The sequence below is a fragment of the Streptomyces sp. NPDC044571 genome (genome assembly GCF_040647115.1).
In the GTDB taxonomy this organism is placed as follows: Bacteria; Actinomycetota; Actinomycetes; order Streptomycetales; family Streptomycetaceae; genus Streptomyces.
In genome coordinates this window covers 63,731-86,498 of record NZ_JBEZBN010000026.1, presented here as the reverse complement: position 1 = coordinate 86,498, position 22,768 = coordinate 63,731, and the positions used below count along the sequence as shown (strand labels likewise).

Genomic DNA, 22,768 nt, shown 5'->3' with positions numbered 1-22,768 from the left:
TACAGTCCAATCCCGTGACCGCACGGCTAGCCGACATCGCAGCCCAGGCGGGGGTCAGCGAAGCCACAGTCAGCCGCGTGCTCAACGGCAAGCCCGGCGTGGCCGCGGGCACCCGCGAATCCGTGCTGGCCGCGCTCGACGTGCTCGGCTACGAGCGACCCGTGAAACTCCGCCAGCGCAGCGCGGGCCTCGTCGGCCTGATAACGCCCGAGCTGGACAATCCGATCTTCCCGGCGCTCGCCCAGGTCATCGGGCAGGCCCTGACCCGGCAGGGGTACACGCCGGTGCTGGCCACGCAGACGCCCGGCGGGTCCACCGAGGACGAGCTGACCGAGATGCTCGTCGACCGCGGCGTCTCCGGCATCATCTTCGTCTCCGGCTTGCACGCCGACACGACGGCCGACATGGGCCGCTACGACCAACTGCGCGCGCAGGGCGTCCCGTACGTCCTCATCAACGGGTTCTCCGACAAGGTGCAGGCGCCCTTCGTCTCCCCCGACGACCGGGCCGCGATGCAGCTCGCGGTGACCCATCTGACGGCGCTCGGGCACAGCCGGATCGGCCTCGCCGTCGGGCCGAAGCGGTTCGTGCCCGTGCTGCGCAAGATCGAGGGCTTCCGGCTCGGGATGAAGGAGCGGCTCGGAATCGACGAGGCCGAGGTGGAGGAGCTCATCCAGCACTCCCTCTACTCCCTGGAGGGCGGGCAGGCCGCCGCGGCCGCGCTCATCGCCCGGGGCTGCACCGCCATCGTGTGCGCGAGCGACATGATGGCGCTCGGGGCGATCCGGGCAGCCCGCCAGCAGGGGCTGCGGGTGCCGCAGGACGTCTCGGTCGTCGGCTTCGACGACTCCCCTCTCATAGCGTTCACCGATCCGCCGCTGACCACCATCCGGCAGCCGGTGCAGGCCATGGGACAGGCGGCGGTGCGCACGCTCCTGGAGGAGATCGGCGGTACGCCCGCCCCGCACAGCGAGTTCGTCTTCCTGCCGGAGCTGGTGGTCCGCGGATCCACCGCTTCCGGGCCACGGCAGCGCCGGGGCGCCTAGCGGGGGCGTGGGGGGACGGCGCGCCGGACGGCGTAGCGCGCCGGACCACAAGGGCCGTAGGGGAGCGTAGGGGGACGTAGGGGAACGTCTCGTCCCCAGGGGTGAGCGGCTGCGCTCAAGACCGTCCCGAGGGATGATCGGAGGCAGGAAGCCATCTGGCAGACTCTCTCCCCATGGGTGAAGCGAGCGTGAAGGCACTGGAAACCCGGACGGATGTCTCGTCACCCCCCGTGATCGGGACGGAGACCCCCGAGCCGGGCGCCGAGCGCACCCTCGTGTCCCGCCTGCGGGCCCCGCGCAGGCCCCGGATCTGGTTCGAGATCCTGCTCATCGCGGTCAGCTACTGGACGTACTCGCTGATCCGCAACGCGGTGCCGGAACAGAAGGCGGCCGCCCTCGGGAACGCCGACTGGATCTGGAGCGTCGAGCGCACCCTCGGCATCGCCGTGGAACAGTCGGTCAACCACGCCGTCAACTCGGTGACCTGGCTGATCGTCGGCATGAACTACTACTACGCCACGCTCCACTTCGTGGTGACGCTCGGCGTGCTCGCCTGGATCTACCGGTTCCATCCGGGGCGGTACGCCGCCGCCCGCCTCGTCCTGTTCGCCACCACGGGCGTGGCGCTGCTCGGCTACTACTTCTTCCCGCTGGCGCCGCCCCGGCTGATGAACGGCGGCCGCTTCGTGGACACCGTGCTGGTCCACCACACCTGGGGCTCGATGGCCTCCGGCAACCTCAAGCACATGTCGAACCAGTACGCCGCCATGCCGTCCATGCACATAGGGTGGTCGCTCTGGTGCGGCGTGACCGTCTTCGCGGTGGCGTCGGCGCCCTGGGCCCGGATCCTGGGCCTGCTGTACCCGACGGCCACGCTGGTCGTCATCGTGGCCACGGCGAACCACTTCTGGCTGGACGCTGCGGGCGGCATGCTGTGCCTGTCCTTCGGCTACGGGGTCTCGCGGGCCTGGTACGGCCACCTCCCCCACCGCCTGCCCCGCCACCCCCTCAGCACGGACCACCACCCGGCGACGGCGGCCCTGCTGAACCGCTTCCGCACGCGCGGCTAGCGACTACTGCTCCCCCAGGGCCATCCACTTCCCCGGCGTCGCCAGCGGCTCGAACCCCGCCCGGGCGTAGACGGCGTGCGCGTCGGCGGTGGCCAGCAGCACCCGGCGCAGCCCGTACGGGGCCAGGTGGGCGCAGACCGCGTCGACGAGGGCGCCGCCGAGCCCCTTGCCCCGCGAGCCGGGATCGACGTACACGTCGCAGAGCCAGGCGAAGGTGGCCCGGTCGGTGACGACGCGCGCGTAGCCGAGCTGGGCACCGGAGACGGCGTCGTACGCGCCGAAGTTCAGGGATCCCGCGATGGCCTGGTCCTGCTTCTCCCGGGTGCGGCCGAGGGCCCAGTACGCGTCCTGCGACAGCCAGCGGTGAACCAGCGCGGCGTCGAGCCGGTCGGGGTCGGCGGAGATCTCCCAGCCGTCGGGCAGCACGGTGTTCGCAGTGTCCATCGCGCCATCCAATCAGCGCCGATCCGCGCCGGCCACCGGATATCCGTGCGCGGCATGCCGCCCCGGTTGGCGGTGCTGCCTACGGTCAGGAAGTTGGAGTGGCTATGGCATCGTGCGTACCCCTTGCGTACTTTGCCGGCATCGACGTCCTGTGGCGGAACCCCCATCTGCCCACCACGCGTACTGGAAGGTGAAGCGGCACGTTGCCGCCTCGGCGTGTAGGCCTTTCCCAGGAGGGACGCCATGGGCACGACACGAGGTCCCGGAGGCAGTGGCGCGGGAGGCAGTGGCGCGGCCCGGACCCGCAGGACGAGGTCTGCGGGAGAGAAGGTCGCCATCATCACGGGCGTGAGCACCGCGCTCACGGCCCTCATCGCTGCGCTCGTGACCGGTCTGTTCGGCCTCACCGACAGCAGCAAGAGCGACGAAGGACCGAAACCGTCGCCTTCTGGCAGCACGCAGCCGGCACAGCCGTCACCGCAGGAATCGCGTCCCCCGATCGAGTGCGAGGGGGAACGCGTCAATCTCGAAGCACCCACCGACGTGGGTCCGACGTACGACCTCATCGTGACGGCCAGCTGCCCCCCTGTGTCAGGCGAGAAGTACTACCTCATCGCAGCATTGGCCGACGTGGGCCGCCCCGGTACTGAACATCCTCTCTACTGCCGCGCCGGGCGGCTCGACGGCAAGGTGGGCACCCAGGCCTACGAACAGGACTTGCACAAAGCCACCGTCGGCTCGGCTCGCACTGTTTACGTGCTGAGCGTCAACGCACAGGAGGAGCGAGAGCTGATCAGCAACACCACCGAGGGCAAATGCACCATGCAACTCCCGGACAATGCCGACAAGGTGTCCGGAAGCATCCGCGTAAAGCGGGGCTGGTAGCCCAAGGCGTAGGGTTTGGCCCCAGCACCGATCAGTGCTGGGCCGGACTCACATGTCATCACGCCTCCCGCTGCTCACGGTGACCGGTGATGGCCTCATCGCCGCGAGGTGATCGCAGAGAAACGGCCTCAGGCGCCGTAGAAGAGGTCGTCGACCACGGCGCGGGCGCGGCGGGTGGTGCGGCGGTAGTCGTCCAGCATTTCGCCGACCGTGCCCTCCGCGTAGCCGAGGTAGCGGCCGACGGCGGACAGTTCGCGGGCTTCCGAGGGGAAGGTGTCGCCGGCGCGGCCGCGGACCAGCATGACGGCGTTGCGGACGCGGGTGGCGAGCACCCAGGCCTCGTCCAGGATCTGTGCCTCCTCCGCCGGGATCAGCCCGGCGGCCTGGGCGGCGGCGAGGGCCTCGCGGGTACGGGTGGTGCGCAGGGAGGGCTGCGACCAGGCGTGCCGCATCTGGATCAGCTGGACGGTCCACTCGACGTCGCTGAGGCCGCCGCGGCCGAGTTTGGTGTGCAGGGTGGGGTCGGCGCCGCGGGGCAGGCGTTCCGATTCCATGCGGGCCTTGAGCCGGCGGATTTCGCGGACCGCGTCGTCGCCGAGGCCTTCCTCCGGGTAGCGCAGCGGGTCGATCAGGTCGATGAAGCGGCGGCCGAGGTCGAGGTCGCCGGCGACCGGCTCGGCGCGCAGCAGGGCCTGGCTCTCCCAGGTCAGGGCCCAGCGCCGGTAGTACGCGGCGTACGAGGACAGGGTGCGCACGAGGGGGCCGGAGCGGCCTTCGGGGCGCAGGTCGGCGTCGATGAGCAGCGGCGGGTCCGCGGTGGGGAGTTGGAGCAGGCGGCGCATCTCGGCGATGACGGTCTGGGCGGCCTTGGCGGCTTCCTGCTCGTCGACGCCCTCGCGGGGTTCGTGGACGAACAGGACGTCGGCGTCGGAGCCGTAGCCGAGTTCGTGCCCGCCGAAGCGGCCGACGCCGATGATGGCGAAGCGGGTGGGCAGGGTCTCGCCCCAGTGGTCGCGTACGGCGGCGCGCAGGGCTCCGGCGATGGTGGCCGCGGTGAGGTCGGAGACGGCGCTGCCGACCCGGTCGACGAGGGCGCCGGGATCCTCCTCGGCCGGGCTGTCCTCAGTACCGTAGGAGCCGATGATGTCGGCCGCGGCGGTACGGAACAGCTCGCGGCGGCGTACTCCGCGGGCGGCTGCGACGCCCGCTTCGGCGCTGTCGGCGCGGCCGACGGCGGCGAGCACCTCCTGCTCCAGGGCCTCCAGGGTGCGGGGCTGGAGCCCTTCGGGGTCGCCGAGCAGGGCGACGGCCTCGGGGGCGCGCATCAGCAGGTCGGGGGCGAGGCGGCCGGCGGACAGGACGCGGGCCAGGTTCTCGGCGGCGGCGCCCTCGTCGCGCAGCAGCCGCAGGTACCAGGGGGTCTTGCCGAGGGCGTCGGAGACCTTGCGGAAGTTCAGCAGGCCGGCGTCGGGGTCGGCGGAGTCGGCGAACCAGCCGAGGAGGACCGGGAGCAGGGTGCGCTGGATGGCGGCCTTGCGGGTGACTCCGGAGGCGAGGGCCTCCAGATGGCGCAGGGCCGAGGCCGGGTCCGCGTAGCCGAGGGCTTCGAGGCGCTGTCCGGCGGCGCGCGGCGAGAGCCGGGCCTCGCCGGGGGCGAGCTGGGCGACGGCGTCGAGCAGCGGCCGGTAGAAGAGCTTCTCGTGGAGGCGGCGGACCACGGAGGCGTGCCGGCGCCAGGCCTTGGTGAGCTCGGCGACGGGTTCGGTGCGCAGGCCGAGAGAGCGGCCGAGGCGGCGCAGGTCGGCCTCGTCCTCGGGGACGAGGTGGGTGCGGCGCAGCCGGTAGAGCTGGATGCGGTGCTCCATGGCGCGCAGGAAGCGGTACGCGTCGCCGAGCTGGGCGGCGTCCGCGCGGCCCACGTAGCCGCCGGCGGCGAGGGCCTGGAGGGCGTCGAGGGTGGTGCGGGAGTGCAGGCCGGCGTCGCTGCGGCCGTGGACGAGCTGGAGCAGCTGGACGGCGAACTCGACGTCGCGCAGGCCGCCGGGGCCGAGTTTCAGTTCGCGGTCTACCTGGGAGGCGGGGATGTTGTCGACGACGCGGCGGCGCATCTTCTGGACGTCGGCGACGAAGTTCTCGCGCTCGGCGGCCTGCCAGACGAGCGGCGTTATGGCGTCGATGTACTGGGCGCCGAGGTCGGGGTCGCCCGCCACGGCGCGGGCCTTGAGCAGGGCCTGGAACTCCCAGGTCTTCGCCCAGCGCTGGTAGTAGGCGAGGTGGGAGGAGAGGGTGCGGACCAGGGGGCCGTTGCGGCCCTCGGGGCGCAGGTTCGCGTCGACGGGCCAGATGGTCCCCTCGACGGTGGTCTCGGAGCAGATCCGCATGAGGTGGGAGGCGAGGCGTGTGGCGGCCTGGATCGCCTTGGCCTCGTCGGCGCCGTTGGCGGCGTCGCCGACGAAGATCACGTCCACGTCGGAGACGTAGTTCAGCTCGTTGCCGCCGCACTTGCCCATCGCGATGACGGCGAGCCGGCACTGCGCGGCGTCCTGGGGGGCGGCGGCGCGGGCGATGCGCAGGGCCGCCCGGAGCGTGGCGGTGGCGAGGTCGGCGAGCTCGGCGGCGGTCTCGGCGAGGTCGATGGTGCCGCAGACGTCGCGGGCGGCGATCGAGAGCAGGCAGCGGCGGTAGGCCACGCGCAGGGCGATGGGGTCGTGGGCCTGGGCCAGCCCGAGCTCGAACTCGGCGAGGCCGGGGTGCAGGTCGGCGGCCTCGTAGGTGACGAGGGCGTGCCAGTCGCGGGGGTGGCGGGCGAGGTGGTCGGCGAGGGCCTCGGAGGCGCCGAGGACGCCGAGGAGGCGGTCGCGGAGCGGTTTGGCGCTGACGAGGGTGTCGAGGAGGACGGGCCGCTCCTCCTCGCTCTGCGCCTCGGCGAGCCGGACGAGGCCGAGCAGGGCCAGATCGGGGTCGGCTGTGGCCGCGAGGGCGTCGAGCAGCACGGGATCGGTGCGTACGGAGGCGAGCGCGGCGGAGTCCAGCAGCCGGGCGGCGGCCGAGGGGTCGGTGAAGCCGCTGCGCAGCAGCCGGATGAAGGTGCTGCTCCTGCGTCCCGGGACTGTCATCCCGCCGCCCTCCCGCGTACGTCGCCGCCACTGGCCTGGCCTGCCTGAACTGAGCCTAGCCGGAGCAGGCGTTCGACTCACCGGGGCATGGGACTGCGTATCATGAGGCGGATTATCTGCTTATCCGACCACTTACTCTGACTGCTCGTTCGCTCGCTCCCCTGTTCACCACGGAAGGCTTTCGCGGCCTCCGGCGGGGCCGCCCCCCGCTCGACCGGCCCCGAGGAACCAGATGCCCGACGGATCCCAGCCCTGGCTGTCCGGCCCCACCTGGGACCCCTCGACCCCGGCCCCCGCGCCGCAGCCGCCCGCGCCGCCGGTCGATCCCTCCTGGCCCCCCGCCCCGCCCGGCCACCCGGCCCCCCAACACGGCGCCGCCTGGGGCGGCCCGGCGGTACCGTCTGCGCACGGCTGGATCCCTGAACAGGCCGCCCGGCACTTCGCCCCACCGCACGGCCCGCACGGGGGCGGCCAGACGCCGCCGCCCGCACACGCCTGGGCTCCCGGTCCGGACGGCGCCCAGGGCGTCCCGCCGCACGCCGACGCCTGGGGCGGCCCGGACGGGGCGCCCGCGCACGGCTGGGTCCCTCAGCAGGCCGCCGGGCACTTCGCCCCACCGCACGGCCCGCACGAGGGCAGCCAGACGCCGCCGCCCGCACACGCCTGGGCTCCCGGCCCCGTCCCGCCGCAGGCCGGCCCGTGGGACGGCACGGCCGTGCCCTCGCACCCCGCACACCTGCCCGGCGGCGCCGCATCTGACGCCGCGTCCGCCCCCGGCTCGGCGGAGGCGCCCTGGCAGCACGCTCCGGGCGGCCCGCACGCTCCCGCCCCGCACACCGGCGCTCCCGGTCCCCGCGGCGCCGACGGCCACCGCACCGTCCCGGCCCCGCGCCGGCCCGACCACGACGTACGCGGCCCGGGCCGCCCCGGCGTGCCCGGAACCGAGGCTCCGGGCGCGGCGCAGCCGTCCGGGCCGGTGGGCCCGGCCGCGCCCGCCGGCTCCGCCGTGCCGCCCGCCCGGCGCGGCGACGGCGGACGCGGCTCCCGGCGCCAGGGCGCGGCCGAGCCCGGCCGGGCCAGGGCGGCGGGCCGCACCGACGCCGCCGGGCCCGCGCGGGCCCGTACCGCCCGCGGCGGCGGCCAGGCCGCGGCCCGGTCGCGCCGGTCGGAGGAGGGGCGGCAGCGGCGGTGGGGACGGGTCGTCAAGGCCGTCGGGTTCTGCGCCTCCGTCACCGCCGCCGGCATGCTCCTGCTCCGCGGCAACGAGGCCGTGGCCGCGCTCGCCGCCCGGCCCGCCCCCACCCCCAGGGCCACCGTGGCGCCCGTCGAGGCCCCCGACCCGGGCAGCGTCGTGCAGATCGTCGCGCACCCCGACGACGACCTGTACTTCATGAACCCGGACCTGCGCTATTCCCTGCTCACCGGCCACCCCGTCACCACGGTGTACCTCACCTCCGGCGAAGCCGACGGCGTCAACGCCGTCGAGGCCAAGCAGGCCACCACCCCGCCCAACAAGCCCGCTTACGCCGAGGCCCGCCAGAACGGCATCCGCGCCGCCTACGCCCAGATGGCCACCGGCGACCGCACCAGCGCCTGGAAGCGCACCGCCGTCCCGACCAAGGGCGGCGGTCAGGCCGAGCTCGACGTCCTCGTCGCCAAACCCCAGGTCCAGCTGGTCTGGCTGCAGCTGCGCGAGGCCGGCAGCGTCTACGACTACGCCCCCGACAGCCTGCACGGCCTGTGGGACGACAAGGTCCCCCGCCTGGAGTCGATGCTCGCCTCCGGCAGCCCGGTCAAGCAGCGGTTCTCGTACGGCAGGGAGCAGCTCGTCCGAACCCTCGTCGGCCTCCTTGAGCAGTACCGGCCGACCACCGTCCGCTCCCAGGACCCCACCCCCGGCCGGTTCCCCGACACCAAGCGGTACACCGACCACCAGGACCACTTCTACGGCGCCCGCTTCGTGCAGGCGGCCCTCGCGGCCTACGCCAAGGACGCGAAGGACCGCCCGCACTTCGCGGTGCAGAACTACCTCGGCTACTTCAACGGCTCGCTGCCCAGCGCCCTCGACCCGGCCGAGGCCAAGGAGAAGCTGGACATCCTGGGCGTCTACGCCTGGCTCGACAAGCAGAACCACTGCGGCAGCACCGCCGGCTGCGGCGACCTCAAGGTGGCGGACCACCCCGAGGGCAACCACTGGACCTCGACCGTCAACTACGCCCGCGGCACCGGCACCTCCTGGCTGACCTCCGACCAGGCGTACGGCCTGTGGGCCTTCAAGGTGCTCGACGGCCAGGTCGCCGTCTGGCACCGGGCCGGCCTCCTCGGGGGCTGGAGCGGACCGCGCCTGCTCCCCGGCACCGGCATGGACCCCGGCATCTCCACGGTCACCCTGCCCGGCGGCCGGATCGCCGCCTTCGGCACCCGGACCTCTCTCGGCGCCCGGGCCGCCGACTACCGGCGCGAGGTCGTGTACGCGGTCCAGAAGGCCCCGGGCTCCGAGGAGTTCGGCGAGTGGCAGTCCCTGGGCACGCCCGAGGCCGCCGACGAGAACTGGACCTCCGACATCAGCGGCCCCGCCGTGTCCGTGGACGGCGGCGGGCAGCTCGCGCTGTACGTACGCGACGGCGCGTCCACCCTGCGCGGCCGGGTGCAGCAAGCGAACGGCAGCTGGGGCCCGTGGGAGCAGTACGGCGGCACCGACCTGCACGGCACCCCGGTCACCGCCACGGACGGCGCCGGGCGGCGGATGGTGTTCGCGAGCACGACCAAGACGGTGACCGGCTGGGCGCAGCCCCAGCCGGGCGCCCCACTGGGCCGGGCCACCGCCACGGGGCTGCCGGACACCACGCTCCCGCTGACGGCGGAGGGCCGCGAGGGCGGTGTACGGCTGTGGTTCCGCAAGCCGGGCTCGGGCAACGTCCGTACCGCGCTGGTCACCGCCGACGGCGGACTGAAGGTGAACCACCTCACCGACCTCGGCGGGCTCCAGGGCTTCGGCTCGGTGACGGCGAGCGGGCACGTCCTGGCGGGCCGCACGGCGGGCGGACAGCTCGGCTCGGACCTCGGCCCGAGCCGGCCGTGGGCGCGGTCGGAACTCATGTTCGTGGGGGCGCCGTCCTCCACGATGACCGGGAGGACCATGGTCAGCCTGGCCGTGCTGGGGCTCGACGCGCGGCTGTACGTGACCTCTTCGGCGGACGAGGCGAACGCCCGCCTGGCCCCATGGCAGCCGGTGGGGCCGCGCAATACCGCACCCTGACCCGGCGCAACGAGGCCAACGCCCCCCACGCAAGCCCCATGTGACTCGCCGGATGCCCCGTACGTCCACATGCCGGGCACGTACCCGTATCAAACCGGCGCACGGCACAATCACATCCGGTCGTTTTCGGAAAGCAGGAGTCATCGAGGAAATCGGTGAACCAAGTCCCCCGATTTGGCCTCTCACTGACTGCTCAGCGGTTTTTCCCGCCCGGAACGACCCCAAGGCGTGACCGATGCCGATTGCCCGTCGCCGCTTCCTCCTCGCGGCCCTGCTTCCCGTGCTGACCGTCGGTGCCACCGGCGTGCTCGCCGTCGCCACCGGCGAGCAGACGTCCGCCGAGGCCACCCAGGAGAAGAACCCGGCCGCCGCGCTCCCGGCGAGCGTCACCGCGGGATCGGTCGTCCAGGTCGTCGCCCACCCCGACGACGACCTGTTCTTCATGAACCCCGACCTCAGCCGCTCCCTCACCGCCGGCACCCGGCTCACCACTGTCTACCTCACCTCCGGCGAGGCCGACGGCCGCAACGAGGCCCACGGCGCCGACGCCCGCGACCCGGAACAGCCCGCCGACCGCGCCCACTACGCGGAGGCCCGGCAGAACGGCATCCGGTCCGCCTACGCCCAGATGGCCACCGGCGACCGCACCAGCCCGTGGCGGCGTACGGTCATACCCACCGCGGGCGGCGGGGCGGCCGAGCTGGACGTCCTCATCGCCCGGCCGCAGGTCAGCCTGGTCTGGGTGCAGCTGCGCGAGGCCCGCAATCCCACGGCGGACAATCCGGACAGCCTGCGCGGCCTGTGGAACGGCCGGATACCCGCGCTCGGCGCCCAGCTGAGCTCCGGCACCCCGGTCCGGCAGGACTACGCGTACACCAAGGACCAGGTGATACGGACGATAGCCGGGCTCCTGGACCGCTTCCGGCCGACGACGATACGCATGCAGGACCCGACGCCCGGCCGCTACCCGGAGACCGGCAAGTACACCGACCACCAGGACCACATGTACGGCGCCCGCTTCGTGCAGGCCGCCCTCGCCTCGTACGCCGCGCAGGTCGCCGACCGCCCGCGGTTCTCGGTGCAGAACTACCTCGGCTACCACAACGGCAGCCTCCCGCACGCGCTGGACCCGCAGACCGCCGAGACGAAGACCGGCTACCTCAGGACCTACGCCTGGCAGGACCACCAGAACTACTGCGGCAGCCCCTCCGGCTGCGGCGACCGCAAGGTCGCGGGCAGCCCCACCGGCCGCAACTGGGCCCAGTCCCTGCGCTACGCCCGCGCCGACACCACCTCCTGGCTGGTGGAGGGCACCCCCGGCCGGCTCTACGCCTTCGCCGCCCTGGACGGCCAGATGGCCGTCTGGACCCGACAGGGCCGTACGGGCGGCTGGACCGGCCCGGCCCTGCTCCCCGGCACCGGCATCGACCCGGGCGCGAGCACCGCCCGCCTCCCCGACGGGCGCGTCGCCGTCCTCGCCACCCGTACGGCCTTCGTCGCCGCGCCGGCCGACTACCGGCGCGAGGTCGTGTACGCCGTCCAGGCCGCGCCGAACGGCCCGTTCGGGCCGTGGCAGTCGCTCGGCACACCGGAGACGGCGGACGAGGAGGGCACCTCCTCGATCAGCGCGCCGTCGGCGGCCGTGGACCCGCAGGGCCGCCTGGCCGTCTACGTCCGGGATTCCCGCCGCGCCCTGCGCGTCCGCGAGCAGCAGCCGGACGGCGGCTTCACGCCCTGGCAGCGCCTGGGCGGCGACGACCTGCAGGGCGACCCGGTCACGGCGGTCGACGCCGCGGACCGCCGCCACGTCTACGCCACCACCAGCAAGACGGTCCTGGCCTGGACGGCGCCCGCCCCGGGCGCCCCCCTCCAGGGCCCCTTCCCCACCGGGCTGCCCGCGACCACCGTCCCGCTGACGGCGGTCCCGGAGGGCTCGGGCGTCCGGCTCTACTTCCGCCGGCCCGACTCGGGGGTCGTACGCACCGTCCTGGTCACGGCGGGCTCGGGCAAGCCGCAGCTCTCCAGCATCTCGGAGGCCGGCGGCCGGGCGGGCTACGGCGCGGTCAGCGTCGCGGGCCGCCTGCTGTCGGGCCGCGCGGACACCGGCACCATCGCCGCGACGGGCCTCGGCGGGCCGCCGGCGTGGACGGAGTCCCGGATGCTCTACGTGGGCGCCCCCTCAAGCGTCCTGGAACCGGCGGGCGCCACGACGACGGCGGTCCTCGGCCTGGACGCCGAACTCCACGTCACCACCACTCCCCCGGCCACCCCGGACCCCCACCACACCACCTGGCACCGCGCGGTCCCCACCCCCTGACCCACACGGAGGCGGCCCCGCGGCAACCAGCGCGCCGGGGCCGCGGCAGACCCGCCCCAGTGGCAGCATCGCCGTGGTCCGACCCGACGACGGCAGGGGCGCCATGAAGGATGCCGCAGATCTGATCAACGCACTGACCGCACTGGCGTGGCCGCTCATCGTCGGCGTGGTGGTGTGGCGCCTGTTCCCGATCATCAAGAAGATCGTCCGGACCCGGGGGTTCACCGTCAAGGTCGCGGGCGCGGAGCTGTCGGTGCAGGCGATCTCGGAACAGCTGGTGCGGACGACGTCCCAGATCCAGAGCAAACTGGCCTCGATCAGCACCACCACCCCGGCCGGTGCGGCCGAGTGGGAGGAACTCCCGGCCCGGGCCCTGCGCCGAGTCCTCTGGGTGGACGAGCAACCCGCGGACCACGCCTACGAGACCGCGCAGTTGCAGGCCCTGGGCGTGGAGGTGGTGCAAGCCACCTCGATCCGCGAGGCGGTCGCGGCCGTCCCGGCCGCCGTACCGCCGTTCGACGCGGTCCTCTCCGACCTGGACCGCACCCAGGACGACGGCTTGGACCTCGCCCGGGAGCTCCGCGCACGCGGGGAGGAGGTACCACTGTTCGTGTACACCTCCCCGCAGGCGGCTGCCAGGAAGACCGAAATCCTGGCAGCCGGCGCCACCGGCCTGGCCACCACGTCGACGGCCCTGTTCGAACTACTCCGCGGAGTCGGCTCCTTCCCCCGCACGACCGACTAGGCCTACGCGGTTTTGAACGCGGCAGCCGCGAATGCCTTCCGTACGTTCAGGGCCACTCCCCTCGGGAATCCGCTCATACGTCCGCCGACGACGAGGGACCGTTGACGGGCGTCGTCACCGCGACGCGCACCGCGCCGGTGGTCGAGGCCGCGACTTGTACGACCGTGCGCTCTTCGGGGTGGCCGGCGACGACGGCCGGGGTGCCCTCAAGCGTCGGCATGTGGCGTACCTTCCACCCCGCGCTCTGGAAGTACTCCTGCACGCGCGCCAGGGCCCGTACCCTCTCGTCCTCCGGCAGCGGCTCGGTCGACCAGGTGTGGTGAACCGAGGTCCCGAACTCCTCCCGGACCGTGCTGAGGCCTTCCCCGGGCTGCGTGGGCGCCGACCCGACGCCCAGGGCGTCGTAGATCCGGCTGGAGTGGCCGAGGGCGCGGCGCGTGGCGGGGTCGTCGGTCTGCGGGGTTTCGAACGCGGCAGGGTCGGCCGTGGTCGCCTTACCCGGCGGGAGGAAGCAGGGCGAGATCACCTTGAGGGTGGCGAGGCCTTCGCCCTTGGCGCGGTCAACGACCCCGGTGATGCCTTCCATCCAGAAGTCATCGGGCTCCGTGCGCATACTGACCCAGGGAAAGGGACCGGACATGTCCTCTTCGTCCGACGAGTTGTACTTGTATCCCTGCTTCAACCAGGCATCCCGCGCCTGCAGCACCAGGTTCTTGGCCTCGGACCCCGGAACACCGGTGAGCTTGTAGAAGAGGGTGACCTGTAGGCGGTCGTCAGGACCGTGGTCGTCTCTGGCGATGCAGGGGCCAATGGTCGCGGGGCCGGTACGCTCCAGCGTCGGCTTGGGAGACATGGTGTCCACCGCCTGGTGGATGATCTGTTCTGCCCGGTCGGTCGCTTGCTGCTCGTTCATCGTGACCTGCTTCGCCGTCTCTCCGTCGTCTTCCTGTGCCCCGCACGCGGTCACCATGACCGTCAAGGCCAGCAGTGCAGCGGCCGGGAATGCCTTCCGTGGATTCACGGCCGTCCTCCGGTGACGATGTTTGCCAGGCTTCTGAGGGGCTTGTTGTCCCAGTACTGGGAGTGTGCGGGCATCATCTCCCAGTCCGCACCCGGCAGCCTCCCGTCGGGAACCTTGAAGACCTGGCCCCCGAAGTCGTCGGAGGTCGGGTCGGTTCCGTGGATGATCGTGTGGTCGTCGAAGAGATCCCAGTAGGCCTTGGGGCTGAGTGGGTCCCGGGCCGGGGGCGGGGCGGCGTTGATGAGGTCGTTCTTGGCCGTGGCCGCGAAGACGTGGTCCGGCGGGATGTTCAGGTCCTTCGCCTGATCCACTCCCACGCCCGGGCTGCCCACCATGATCGCGTTCTCGACCGGCAGGTCCACGTGCATGCTCATCGTCTCGCCGACGACCAAGGACCCGTAGCTGTGGCCCAGGAGCGTCTGCTTCACGCCGCCTTCGCGGTGATTGGCTTCCTCGATCCCCTGGATGAAGTTGCCGAACGGCTCCTTCGCCTGGTCGGCCCACTTGGTCTCCGTCGCATCGGTCATGATGCCCTGCGGGGCGTCGTAACCGAGCCACACGATCGACGCCGTCTTCCGGGAGGCGTCGGTGGCTTCTGCCTGCGCCTGGAGACGCTCGGCCCTGCCGATGTCCCCGTCGATGGACTCAAGTTTCGCGAACGTCCCCGGCACGTACGTCACCACGTTGTCGGCGGTGTCCGGATTTCCGATGGAGACGATGGCGCGCCCCATGTCCTTGCCGTCGAATCCGAGCAGATAGGGGCGATTGCTCTCGCTCGTGTAGCTGTCGAAACGTTTCTGTATGGCATCCATGCCCTTGTAGCCGTTCTCGATCTGCTTCCTCTTCTCCTCCCACTCCTTCCACTCCTCGGTCGGGACCATCGCGCCCTTCACCTCGCGACCCGTGATGGGGCTGATGTACGGCTTGTAGTGCTCCGGTTCCTTCTTCAGCCAGGCGTCGTACTCCACCTGCTTGGCGCCGCGTTGTTCCGCGAGCACGATGCGGTTCGCGTCGTCGCGTACGTCGGAGGGGAGGCCGTCAAGCGCTCCGATGCTCGCCGGGTGCATGGACACGTAGGCGTCGCGCTGCTCCTGGGAGAGGCCGTTCCACCAGTTGGCGTTGTCCTGGGGCCAGTCGTTCTTGGGCGGCGGCTTGATCGTGTGGAGGTAGGCATCGGCCGCGTCACGCACGCCGTCCGTGTCCGACGTGACGTCCGTCCAGTCCCGGGCGGACACGGTCAGGTCGTCGTCGGCCTTGAGGGCCCGTATCTTCGGCGCCCACTTCGCGTCCGCGTCCGTGGCTTCCTTGAGCGCGTCGGCGATCCGGTTCGCGTACCCCATCGCTTTGCCGTAGTTCGGGTTGGGGTGGATGTTCGCCGCCTGGCGCTCCAGTGCGTCGGAGGTCGGGTTGCCTCCGGCGCTCCCCGTCACCGTGCCGCCTTCGGTGGCCTTCTCGGCGCCCGGCTTCTGACCCGCCGGAAAGGCGACCGAGCCGTCGTCGTTCACCCTGCAGCCATCCGCCTGGGCATCGTCGATCGCAGCGATCAGCTTCCGTTTGGCGGCCGCCATGTCGTAGGCGAAACCGTTGAGGGCCGTGCTGATCACGCCGCATTCGGTCAGGGTGTAGTGGAAGTTCTTCGCCAGGGCTTGGAGCTGCTTCTGTGAGGCCTCCGCGGCCTCACCCTGCAACGACTTGCGCATGCCGGTGGCGACGGTGTTCTCGACGTGGTCCTTGGCCGCCTGGGCCGCGTGACCCAAGGCGCTGTACCCGTCGACGGCGTCCTCGTACTCGGAGGGCTTGAAGGCCTTGAGGGTGGCGTAGTCCATCCCGCCGTCACCGGCCCTTCGCCTGGCCGCCGACGGCGTCCGTGTCCGCGTACTTGGCGTTCAGCTTGTTCATCTCGGCGTTGACCGCCTCATCGGTCGTCAACACGTCGCGGCCCACCTGCTCCAGGATGCTCTGGAGCGAGCCGCAGCGCTCGCTGACGCTTTCGGCGTACTTCTTCCAGGAGTCGTACACCTCCTTCTGCGCGGCAGCGCTGAGACAACCGGTGGTGGCGCCGAGCCCTGCCTGGCCGTCCTCCAGTTTGGTCAGCGCGGTGCCGATGGTCTGGCGAAGGGAGCCCACCCCCTGGCCGGCCGTGTTCCACGCCTTCTGACTGGACTTCAGGCCGCCCGTCACGGCGCTCGGCCCGGCGCTGGGCTCAACCGGAACGTGGTTGAGCCGCATCCCCACGGACTGCTCGCCGGTCACATCGGCTTTGATCTTTTCCCACTCGTCCCACGCCATGCACAGCCCCCGTTTGCCCCTGCCGATCACTCCGGCCTAGGACACTACAGCGCCCCTGCACCACACAACCCGCTTGGTACAGGGGCCCCTTGAGTACCCGTACTCATGCGCATGAGTACCTGCCCCGCTGGTCGAAGGGGGCGTGACTCCTGTGGCCACCGGCCGCGGGTCATCTCCTCACCAAGGGCTGTCCTGCCACTGCCCCGCGTGAGCGGTGGGCGGGCGTCCCGGCCCTCCTCAGGGGGTGGATCGATGTTGAGAGACTCCAGCTATGGGATCTTGGGGAACCTTGGGGCCGGCGCTGTTGTCTCTCGCAGGGGTTGCGCTCGGCGCGGGCGGGTCGCTGTTTGGTCAGTACCTCGTCTCGCGCGCGAGCACCCGGCAGCTCGAAGTACAGGAATCAGCCGCTCACCGGGCGGAGCTCAAGGATGCGGTTCTGAAGTTCGTGAGGATTGCGTTGCAGGTGGAGAAGGTGGCGCTCACGCGCTCGGACGCCGGCGGCACCGCGGCCGATTCCGAGCTCGGACAACTCGTCGATGATCTGTGGCTCGCCCAGGCCGAGATTGACCTGGCGGCCAGAAGCGAGCCACTGCGGGGGGCTACCTATCGTTATGCGTTCCGCCTTGCTGAGGCAGCACGAGGCGAGATAGCCGACGCATCCGCGCTGCGCGGGCCGCAGGTCCAGTTCATGGACGCTGCGTATGGCGACATGTGGCCCGGCCAGAGACGGGCGGACGGGGATCCCACCACACCTCAGTGAGACGGGGAGAACATCGGGGAGAACATCAAGGCCCTGAGCATGTACCTCGGACACGGTGACCCCGGGTGCAAGCTGCGGGTCTGCACGCACCTGATGCCGAGCAGCCACGAGCGCACCCTGAGGGCTGGGCTGTGGACGAGGTCTACAAGGCCCTCCGATCCGACGGCTTACGGCCCACAGACGGCCCAGGGGGCTTGAGACGGGTCCGGGCCGGCGGCTGAGTGCCGCCGGCCCGGAGTGCCGTGCGAGTGGGGTACCACCTCTGAGCTGCGGTTACAGCACCGGCAGGTTCTTGCGGAGTTCGAAGGCCGTGACCTCCGAGCGGTACTCCTCCCACTCCTGCTTCTTGTTGCGCAGGAAGAAGTCGAAGACGTGTTCGCCGAGGGTTTCGGCGACGAGTTCGCTGCGTTCCATCAGGGAGATCGCCTCGCCGAGGTTCTGCGGGAGGGGTTCGATTCCCATGGCGCGGCGTTCTGCGTCGGAGAGGGCCCAGACGTCGTCGTCGGCGCCCGCCGGGAGTTCGTAGCCCTCCTCGATGCCCTTGAGGCCGGCCGCGAGGAGCACGGCGTACGTCAGGTAGGGGTTCGCGCCCGAGTCGATCGAGCGGACCTCGACCCGCGAGGAGCCCGTCTTGCCCGGCTTGTACATCGGGACGCGGATGAGGGCCGAGCGGTTGTTGTGGCCCCAGCAGATGTACGAGGGGGCCTCGCCGCCGGATCCCGCCGTGCGGGCCGAGCCGCCCCAGATGCGCTTGTACGAGTTGACCCACTGGTTGGTGACCGCCGAGATCTCCGCCGCGTGCTTGAGGAGGCCCGCGATGAAGGAGCGGCCGACCTTCGAGAGCTGGTACTCGGCGCCCGACTCGTAGAAGGCGTTGCGGTCGCCCTCGAAGAGGGACAGGTGGGTGTGCATGCCCGAGCCCGGGTACTCGGAGAAGGGCTTCGGCATGAAGGTGGCCTGGACGCCCTGTTCGAGGGCGACCTGCTTCATGACCAGGCGGAAGGTCATGATGTTGTCCGCCGTGGAGAGGGCGTCGGCGTAGCGGAGGTCGATCTCCTGCTGGCCGGGGGCGCCCTCGTGGTGGCTGAACTCGACGGAGATGCCCATCGATTCGAGCATGGTGATCGCCTGGCGGCGGAAGTCCATGCCCACGTTCTGCGGGGTGTGGTCGAAGTAGCCGGAGTTGTCCGCCGGTACCGGGCGGGTGCCGTCCAGCGGCTTGTCCTTCAGCAGGAAGAACTCGATCTCCGGGTGGGTGTAGAAGGTGAAGCCCAGGTCGGAGGTCTTGTTCAGGATCCGCTTGAGGACGTACCGCGGGTCCGCGAAGGAGGGGGAGCCGTCCGGCATCAGGATGTCGCAGAACATCCGGGCGGTCCCGGGGGCCTCGGCGCGCCACGGCAGTATCTGGAAGGTGCTCGGGTCCGGCTTGGCGATCATGTCGGACTCGTAGACGCGGGCGAAGCCCTCGATGGCGGAGCCGTCGAAGCCGATGCCCTCGTCGAAGGCCTGCTCCAGCTCGGCGGGGGCGACCGCGACGGACTTCAGGAAGCCCAGTACGTCGGTGAACCACAGGCGCACGAAGCGGATGTCGCGCTCCTCAAGCGTCCGGAGGACGAATTCCTGCTGCTTGTCCATGCCTTCATCCTCGCAGTTCAGACGGCCTGTGCACCACCGCCTCGGGGCCGCGGGCACAGTCGGGCAGGCCCAGTATCGCCAGCCGTGGTTTCCGCCACATTACGCACCCCCGAAAGGTCGTGGCACCCCCACACTGACCCCGGGCCCGTCATGAGCATTACCATCTGCGCCCATGAGGGGCGGGGAGCACACGCGGCGCGGACGCAACAGGCGTCCCGCCGCTCGGCGCGCCGTCACCGCGGTCGTCCTGTCAGTGCTGCTCGGTGCGCTGTTCCTGTGCCTGCGGCCGGGTGAACCGCACCAGACCGTCGCGCAGACCGACGCCCAGATCGCCCGGACCGACCCTGCCGACCCGACCCGTGTCGTGTGCGTGTCCCCCGACGGGCTGCCGGGCTGTTCCCCCTTCTCGCACGTCACCCCGGGCGTCCTGCCCGTGCCGCCGCCCGCCGTGACCGTGCCGGGGGCCGCCGCGGCCCCCGTACGGCGTGCGGCCGACCCGCGTCCCGTCCGGCCGCACGCGGCACTCGCGCGGCCCCCCGACCTCCACGCCCTTCAAGTGCTGCGGACCTGAGGGTCCGGCGCTGCGACGCGCACCCCGGATCCACCCCCGACCCCCCTCAGCAGAAGGAACCGGACACATGGCCGGAAACATCCCGCCCCAGTACAACGCGCGCCAGGCGCGCATAGCCGAGATGCGGCGGGCCGAGCAGTCCCGCGACCGCCGCAACAAGGCCATCGCGATCACCGTCTCGGCCGCCGTCGCGGCCGCACTCGTCGGCTTCGGCGCCTGGGTGATGATCGACCAGCAGGAGAAGAAGCAGGAGAAGAAGGACGCCGAGACCGCGGCCCGCACGGCGCCCGTGACCGGCGAGCAGAGCTGGGACGCCAAGACGCTGGGCCGCAACCACGTCGAGACCCCGGTGAAGTACCCGATGAACCCGCCGGTCGGCGGCGACCACCACCCCCGCTGGATGAACTGCAACGGGGACGTCTACAAGAACGCGATCCCCGAGGTCAACGCCGTCCACTCGCTGGAGCACGGCGCGGTCTGGGTGACGTACAACGAGAAGGCGGCCAAGGCCGACCTCGACAAGCTCGCCGCGACGGTGTCCAAGACCCCGTACACGCTGATGAGCCCCGTCAAGGAGCAGAGCGGCACGATCGTGCTCAGCGCCTGGGGCAGGCAGCTGACCGTGGACAGCGCGTCCGATGCCCGCGTCGCGCAGTTCTTCACCAAGTACGTGCAGGGCACGCAGACCCCCGAGCCGGGCGCCGCCTGCACCAACGGACTGGCCGAGAAGTGAGCCGTACGTACTGGGCTGCGGGCGCCGCCGTCCTGCTCGCGCTGCTGACCGCGGTCGCGGCCACCGTCGCCGCGGCGAGCGGCGGCGACGGGCCCGGTACGGCCGCCCGCACGCCGGGGCTCTACTCGGCGGACGCCGGCTTCGCCCGGGACATGGCAGTCCACCACCAGCAGGCGGTGGAGATGTCCTTCGTCGTACGGGACCGCACCCAGGACGAGGCGGTACGCGGCCTCGCCTACGACATCGCCAACACCCAGGCCAACCAGCGGGGCATGCTGCTGGGCTGGCTGGACCTGTGGGGCCTGCCGAAGGTGGTGGCCGACGAGCCGCCGATGTCCTGGATGGGAACCACGGAAGGCCACGGCGCGCACGGCAGCCACGACGCGGGCGGGCACGACATGGGCGGCCACGACATGGGCGGCGCCGCCGCCAAGCCCGGGGCGCTGATGCCCGGCATGGCCACCAAGGAGGAGATCTCGCAGCTCGGCGCCGCCCAGGGCCGGGACGCCGAGGTGCTCTACCTCCAGCTGATGACCGAGCACCACAAGGGCGGGGTCGCGATGGCCCGGGGCTGCGCCGCCCAGTGCGCCACTCCCGCCGAGCGGGCGCTGGCCCAGGGGATGGTCGAGGCGCAGCAGGCCGAGCTCACCCTGATGGCGGACATGCTCCGGCAGCGCGGGGCTGCGCCGCGCGGGTGACGGGACACGCCCGTACGGTGGGGGAAGGCGCCCTTGTCGGCCCTTTCCCCACCGGCCACGGGGGTGCCTCGGCGGGCGCACCCGCGCCCGGCCGCCACGGCATGCGTGCTCAGGAGGTGAGGCAATGACCACCGCGGCAGACATCATGCACCCCGGGGCCCAGTGGATAGCCCAGTCCGAGACCCTGGACCGGGCCGCTCAGATGATGAGCCGGCTCAACGTGGGCGCACTGCCCGTCAGCGATGCCGACGAGCGACTCTGCGGGATCATCACGGACCGCGACATCGTGGTCGGGTGTATCGCCAAGGGCCAGGACCCGTCGAAGATCACCTGCGGTGACCTGGCACAGGGCACCCCGCGCTGGATCGACGCGGGCGCCGACGTCTCCGAGGTACTGGAGGAGATGGAGAGCCACCGGATCAAGCGGCTCCCCGTGATCGAGAACAAGAAGCTGGTCGGCATGATCAGCGAGGCGGACCTGGCCCAGCACCTGTCGGACGGCCAGATAGCGGAGTTCGTGGAGAAGGTCTACGCGAAGCGCTGAGGCTCCGGCGCCGGCGCCGGTCCCCGCGGCCGCGGGGAGGGCTGCTGCGGCTCCCGCCCGCCCTCCGCCGCGTCGCCGACCGCCCGGGCCACCTGGTCCGGGCGGTCGAGCATGACCAGGTGCCCGGCCGGTGCGGCGGTCTCGAAGCGGGCCCCGAGCCGGCCGGCCGGTCCGCCTGGCGCTCCAGCCGGCGCCGGGCCGCGCGCCCGCCGGAGCCGTCGTCGGCCGCGAGGACGGTGGCGGGGGCGGCCAGCGGGTGCCGGGCCCGCAGAGCGACCACCTCGGCGGCCTGATCGGGGTAGCGGGCGTGCTCCAGCAGGGCCGCGCGCCAGACCCGACCGGTGCGGTAGCAGCGGCGTACGAGGTCCTGCGCGGCCCGGTCGGCGCCGCCGGTGCGGGAGGCCCGTACGGCCGCACGGCGCACCGCCGGCCCCAGCGCGGCCGACAGCCCGGCGGCGGTCACCACCCCGCCGAGCAGACGGGCGGCGCCGGTACGCAGCCCCGCGTCCCGAGGAGGGCCCCGGCCATGGCGAGGCTGCTGCTGACGGCATGGGCCTGATGGGTGGCCGGGACGAGTCCGGCGGTCTCGCGGGAGGCGCACACCGGATCCGCGGTGGGCGCACAGCTCAGCGGCAGCCAGGCCTCGGCGGCGGTGGCCGCGCCGAAGAGGGTGACGCCGGTCCGGCCGGCGACGGCCCACGGGCGGCGGGTGTCGGCGTACCGCGCCGTCCGGATCAGGGCGAGGAGTCCGCCGGTGAAGACGAGCAGTCCGGCGGCGAAGTCGGTGGCCCGGAAGATCCCGCCGAGCGGCTGGTCCTGGGCGGCGAGCTCGCTGACGTACGTCTCGACGGGGTTCAAGCCGGTGGAGAGGACGACTTCGAGCACCCATGCGGTGTAGGCGGCGGCGCCGAGACCGACCAGGACGGCGACGAGCCGCGCGCTGCGGGTGTTGCAGGGGCATGCTCCTCCTCGACCCGTCTCCACACGGCGGCCTGCGGTCCGGCGGGCCAGGGCGCCCGGCCGGCCGGCCCGCATGCGGGCCCCTCCGGAAGGACGTGGTGGGGCCCGCGACCGTTGTCCCGACGGGGTTGGCACGCACCACCCGGGCGCCGACCGGGGGCGGGGCGGTGGGCGGACCGCGGGGCGGGGAAACCGCCTTGGGGGCCGGTCGGGGGGCATGGCAGGCTTGGCGATCACCGCGCAGCGCACTGCGCACCCCCTTCGGAAAAGGACTCCCGCCAGGTATGAGCACGCCTCCGACCCCGCCCAGCAGCCCGTCCGGTCCGCCGACCGAGGGGGCGGGAACGCCCATACCGGAGGCGGCCGGGCCGCTCTCGCTGGAGAAGACCCCCACCCCGCCCACCCCCGACCCCGAAACCACCCCCCGGCCGGAGCCCGCGCCGGGGCCGGCGTCCGCCGCAGCCTCCACCGCGCAGCCCGCACCGGCTCCCGCCCCCGAACCTGCGTCCGCGCCCGCCCCGGAGCCGGAGCCCGCGCCCGCCACCGCCACCCCCGAGCCCGCGCCCGCTCCGGAGCCCTCCGCAGCCTCCACCGCGCAGCCCGCACCGGCTCCCGCCCCCGAACCTGCGTCCGCGCCCGCCCCGGAGCCGGAGCCCGCGCCCGCCACCGCCACCC

18 protein-coding genes and 1 pseudogene are annotated in these 22,768 nt (G+C 72.3%); 12 read left to right on the top strand and 7 right to left on the bottom strand.

Translation table 11 applies throughout. The features are described from left to right. Nucleotides 1-14 precede the first annotated feature (14 nt). Both AB0B01_RS16460 and AB0B01_RS16455 read left to right on the top strand, forming a co-directional pair. Nucleotides 15-1,046, top strand: a complete 1,032-nt coding sequence (locus AB0B01_RS16460) for a LacI family DNA-binding transcriptional regulator (RefSeq protein WP_361718622.1) — start codon at nt 15-17, stop codon at nt 1,044-1,046. A 173-nt stretch (nt 1,047-1,219) separates the two neighbouring features. After that, entirely contained in the window at nt 1,220-2,116 is an 897-nt protein-coding gene (locus AB0B01_RS16455) for a phosphatase PAP2 family protein (RefSeq protein ID WP_361718619.1), read from the top strand. A 3-nt stretch (nt 2,117-2,119) separates the two neighbouring features. Here AB0B01_RS16455 and AB0B01_RS16450 read toward each other — a convergent pair whose 3' ends face one another. Then, nucleotides 2,120-2,560, bottom strand: coding sequence for a GNAT family N-acetyltransferase (locus tag AB0B01_RS16450; RefSeq protein WP_361718616.1), 441 nt, complete (start codon nt 2,558-2,560; stop codon nt 2,120-2,122). Between the two features lie 348 nt (nt 2,561-2,908). Between AB0B01_RS16450 and AB0B01_RS16445 the strand changes: the two genes are divergently transcribed. Next, on the top strand, nt 2,909-3,445 hold the full coding sequence (locus tag AB0B01_RS16445; protein WP_361718613.1) for a hypothetical protein: 537 nt from the start codon (nt 2,909-2,911) through the stop codon (nt 3,443-3,445). Between the two features lie 128 nt (nt 3,446-3,573). On the opposite strand, the gene AB0B01_RS16440 is transcribed toward AB0B01_RS16445, so the two are convergent. Beyond that, the gene (locus tag AB0B01_RS16440; protein WP_361718610.1) at nt 3,574-6,561 is read right to left on the bottom strand and encodes a bifunctional [glutamine synthetase] adenylyltransferase/[glutamine synthetase]-adenylyl-L-tyrosine phosphorylase; all 2,988 of its coding nucleotides are present in this window, start codon (nt 6,559-6,561) and stop codon (nt 3,574-3,576) included. Between the two features lie 232 nt (nt 6,562-6,793). On the opposite strand from AB0B01_RS16440, the gene AB0B01_RS16435 reads away from it, so the two are divergent. From AB0B01_RS16435 to AB0B01_RS16425, 3 genes are all read left to right on the top strand, one after another. After that, the gene (locus AB0B01_RS16435) at nt 6,794-9,820 is read left to right on the top strand and encodes a PIG-L family deacetylase (RefSeq protein ID WP_361718607.1); all 3,027 of its coding nucleotides are present in this window, start codon (nt 6,794-6,796) and stop codon (nt 9,818-9,820) included. Between the two features lie 235 nt (nt 9,821-10,055). Beyond that, entirely contained in the window at nt 10,056-12,137 is a 2,082-nt protein-coding gene (locus AB0B01_RS16430) for a PIG-L family deacetylase (protein ID WP_361718604.1), read from the top strand. A gap of 103 nt (nt 12,138-12,240) precedes the next feature. Next, a complete protein-coding gene (locus AB0B01_RS16425) occupies nt 12,241-12,882 on the top strand; it encodes a response regulator (protein WP_361718601.1) in 642 nt (213 codons plus the stop codon). Nucleotides 12,883-12,955: 73 nt separating this feature from the next. On the opposite strand, the gene AB0B01_RS16420 is transcribed toward AB0B01_RS16425, so the two are convergent. Genes AB0B01_RS16420 through AB0B01_RS16410 form a run of 3 tightly spaced genes read right to left on the bottom strand, consistent with a single transcriptional unit; the run spans nt 12,956 to nt 16,192 of the window. Further along, the gene (locus AB0B01_RS16420) at nt 12,956-13,852 is read right to left on the bottom strand and encodes a hypothetical protein (protein ID WP_361718652.1); all 897 of its coding nucleotides are present in this window, start codon (nt 13,850-13,852) and stop codon (nt 12,956-12,958) included. A gap of 47 nt (nt 13,853-13,899) precedes the next feature. Further along, the gene (locus AB0B01_RS16415) at nt 13,900-15,729 is read right to left on the bottom strand and encodes an alpha/beta hydrolase (RefSeq protein ID WP_361718598.1); all 1,830 of its coding nucleotides are present in this window, start codon (nt 15,727-15,729) and stop codon (nt 13,900-13,902) included. A gap of 7 nt (nt 15,730-15,736) precedes the next feature. Next, nucleotides 15,737-16,192: a hypothetical protein gene (locus AB0B01_RS16410; protein WP_361718595.1), complete on the bottom strand. Its 456-nt coding sequence runs from the start codon at nt 16,190-16,192 to the stop codon at nt 15,737-15,739. A gap of 271 nt (nt 16,193-16,463) precedes the next feature. On the opposite strand from AB0B01_RS16410, the gene AB0B01_RS16405 reads away from it, so the two are divergent. Continuing rightward, complete coding sequence (locus AB0B01_RS16405) at nt 16,464-16,952, top strand: hypothetical protein (RefSeq protein WP_361718592.1); 489 nt, start codon at nt 16,464-16,466, stop codon at nt 16,950-16,952. A gap of 273 nt (nt 16,953-17,225) precedes the next feature. Here the strand turns inward: AB0B01_RS16405 and AB0B01_RS16400 are convergent, their stop codons facing one another. After that, the gene (locus AB0B01_RS16400; protein WP_356850162.1) at nt 17,226-18,587 is read right to left on the bottom strand and encodes a glutamine synthetase family protein; all 1,362 of its coding nucleotides are present in this window, start codon (nt 18,585-18,587) and stop codon (nt 17,226-17,228) included. Nucleotides 18,588-18,759: 172 nt separating this feature from the next. On the opposite strand from AB0B01_RS16400, the gene AB0B01_RS16395 reads away from it, so the two are divergent. From AB0B01_RS16395 to AB0B01_RS16380, 4 genes are all read left to right on the top strand, one after another. Continuing rightward, nucleotides 18,760-19,158, top strand: a complete 399-nt coding sequence (locus AB0B01_RS16395; RefSeq protein ID WP_361718589.1) for a hypothetical protein — start codon at nt 18,760-18,762, stop codon at nt 19,156-19,158. A 67-nt stretch (nt 19,159-19,225) separates the two neighbouring features. After that, nucleotides 19,226-19,891, top strand: coding sequence for a DUF3105 domain-containing protein (locus AB0B01_RS16390; RefSeq protein ID WP_361718586.1), 666 nt, complete (start codon nt 19,226-19,228; stop codon nt 19,889-19,891). Further along, a complete protein-coding gene (locus AB0B01_RS16385; RefSeq protein ID WP_361718583.1) occupies nt 19,888-20,589 on the top strand; it encodes a DUF305 domain-containing protein in 702 nt (233 codons plus the stop codon). The genes AB0B01_RS16390 and AB0B01_RS16385 overlap by 4 nt, the downstream gene beginning before the upstream one ends. 124 nt (nt 20,590-20,713) lie before the next feature. After that, entirely contained in the window at nt 20,714-21,133 is a 420-nt protein-coding gene (locus AB0B01_RS16380) for a CBS domain-containing protein (RefSeq protein WP_361718580.1), read from the top strand. Nucleotides 21,134-21,592: 459 nt separating this feature from the next. Here AB0B01_RS16380 and AB0B01_RS16375 read toward each other — a convergent pair whose 3' ends face one another. Beyond that, a complete protein-coding gene (locus AB0B01_RS16375) occupies nt 21,593-22,168 on the bottom strand; it encodes a DUF998 domain-containing protein (protein ID WP_361718577.1) in 576 nt (191 codons plus the stop codon). A 209-nt stretch (nt 22,169-22,377) separates the two neighbouring features. On the opposite strand from AB0B01_RS16375, the pseudogene AB0B01_RS16370 reads away from it, so the two are divergent. Further along, nucleotides 22,378-22,768: pseudogene (locus AB0B01_RS16370) on the top strand (Toxic cation resistance protein); the annotation flags it as partial.

Coding starts and splice junctions, on each gene's coding strand:
- AB0B01_RS16410 (WP_361718595.1), bottom strand. CDS start 16,192: ATGGCGTGGGACGAGTGGGAAAAGATCAAAGCCGATGTGACCGGCGAG.
- AB0B01_RS16405 (WP_361718592.1), top strand. CDS start 16,464: ATGGGATCTTGGGGAACCTTGGGGCCGGCGCTGTTGTCTCTCGCAGGG.
- AB0B01_RS16455 (WP_361718619.1), top strand. CDS start 1,220: ATGGGTGAAGCGAGCGTGAAGGCACTGGAAACCCGGACGGATGTCTCG.
- AB0B01_RS16425 (WP_361718601.1), top strand. CDS start 12,241: ATGAAGGATGCCGCAGATCTGATCAACGCACTGACCGCACTGGCGTGG.
- AB0B01_RS16435 (WP_361718607.1), top strand. CDS start 6,794: ATGCCCGACGGATCCCAGCCCTGGCTGTCCGGCCCCACCTGGGACCCC.
- AB0B01_RS16380 (WP_361718580.1), top strand. CDS start 20,714: ATGACCACCGCGGCAGACATCATGCACCCCGGGGCCCAGTGGATAGCC.
- AB0B01_RS16375 (WP_361718577.1), bottom strand. CDS start 22,168: ATGCGGGCCGGCCGGCCGGGCGCCCTGGCCCGCCGGACCGCAGGCCGC.
- AB0B01_RS16450 (WP_361718616.1), bottom strand. CDS start 2,560: ATGGACACTGCGAACACCGTGCTGCCCGACGGCTGGGAGATCTCCGCC.
- AB0B01_RS16395 (WP_361718589.1), top strand. CDS start 18,760: ATGAGGGGCGGGGAGCACACGCGGCGCGGACGCAACAGGCGTCCCGCC.
- AB0B01_RS16390 (WP_361718586.1), top strand. CDS start 19,226: ATGGCCGGAAACATCCCGCCCCAGTACAACGCGCGCCAGGCGCGCATA.
- AB0B01_RS16415 (WP_361718598.1), bottom strand. CDS start 15,729: ATGGACTACGCCACCCTCAAGGCCTTCAAGCCCTCCGAGTACGAGGAC.
- AB0B01_RS16400 (WP_356850162.1), bottom strand. CDS start 18,587: ATGGACAAGCAGCAGGAATTCGTCCTCCGGACGCTTGAGGAGCGCGAC.
- AB0B01_RS16440 (WP_361718610.1), bottom strand. CDS start 6,561: ATGACAGTCCCGGGACGCAGGAGCAGCACCTTCATCCGGCTGCTGCGC.
- AB0B01_RS16430 (WP_361718604.1), top strand. CDS start 10,056: ATGCCGATTGCCCGTCGCCGCTTCCTCCTCGCGGCCCTGCTTCCCGTG.
- AB0B01_RS16420 (WP_361718652.1), bottom strand. CDS start 13,852: ATGGTGACCGCGTGCGGGGCACAGGAAGACGACGGAGAGACGGCGAAG.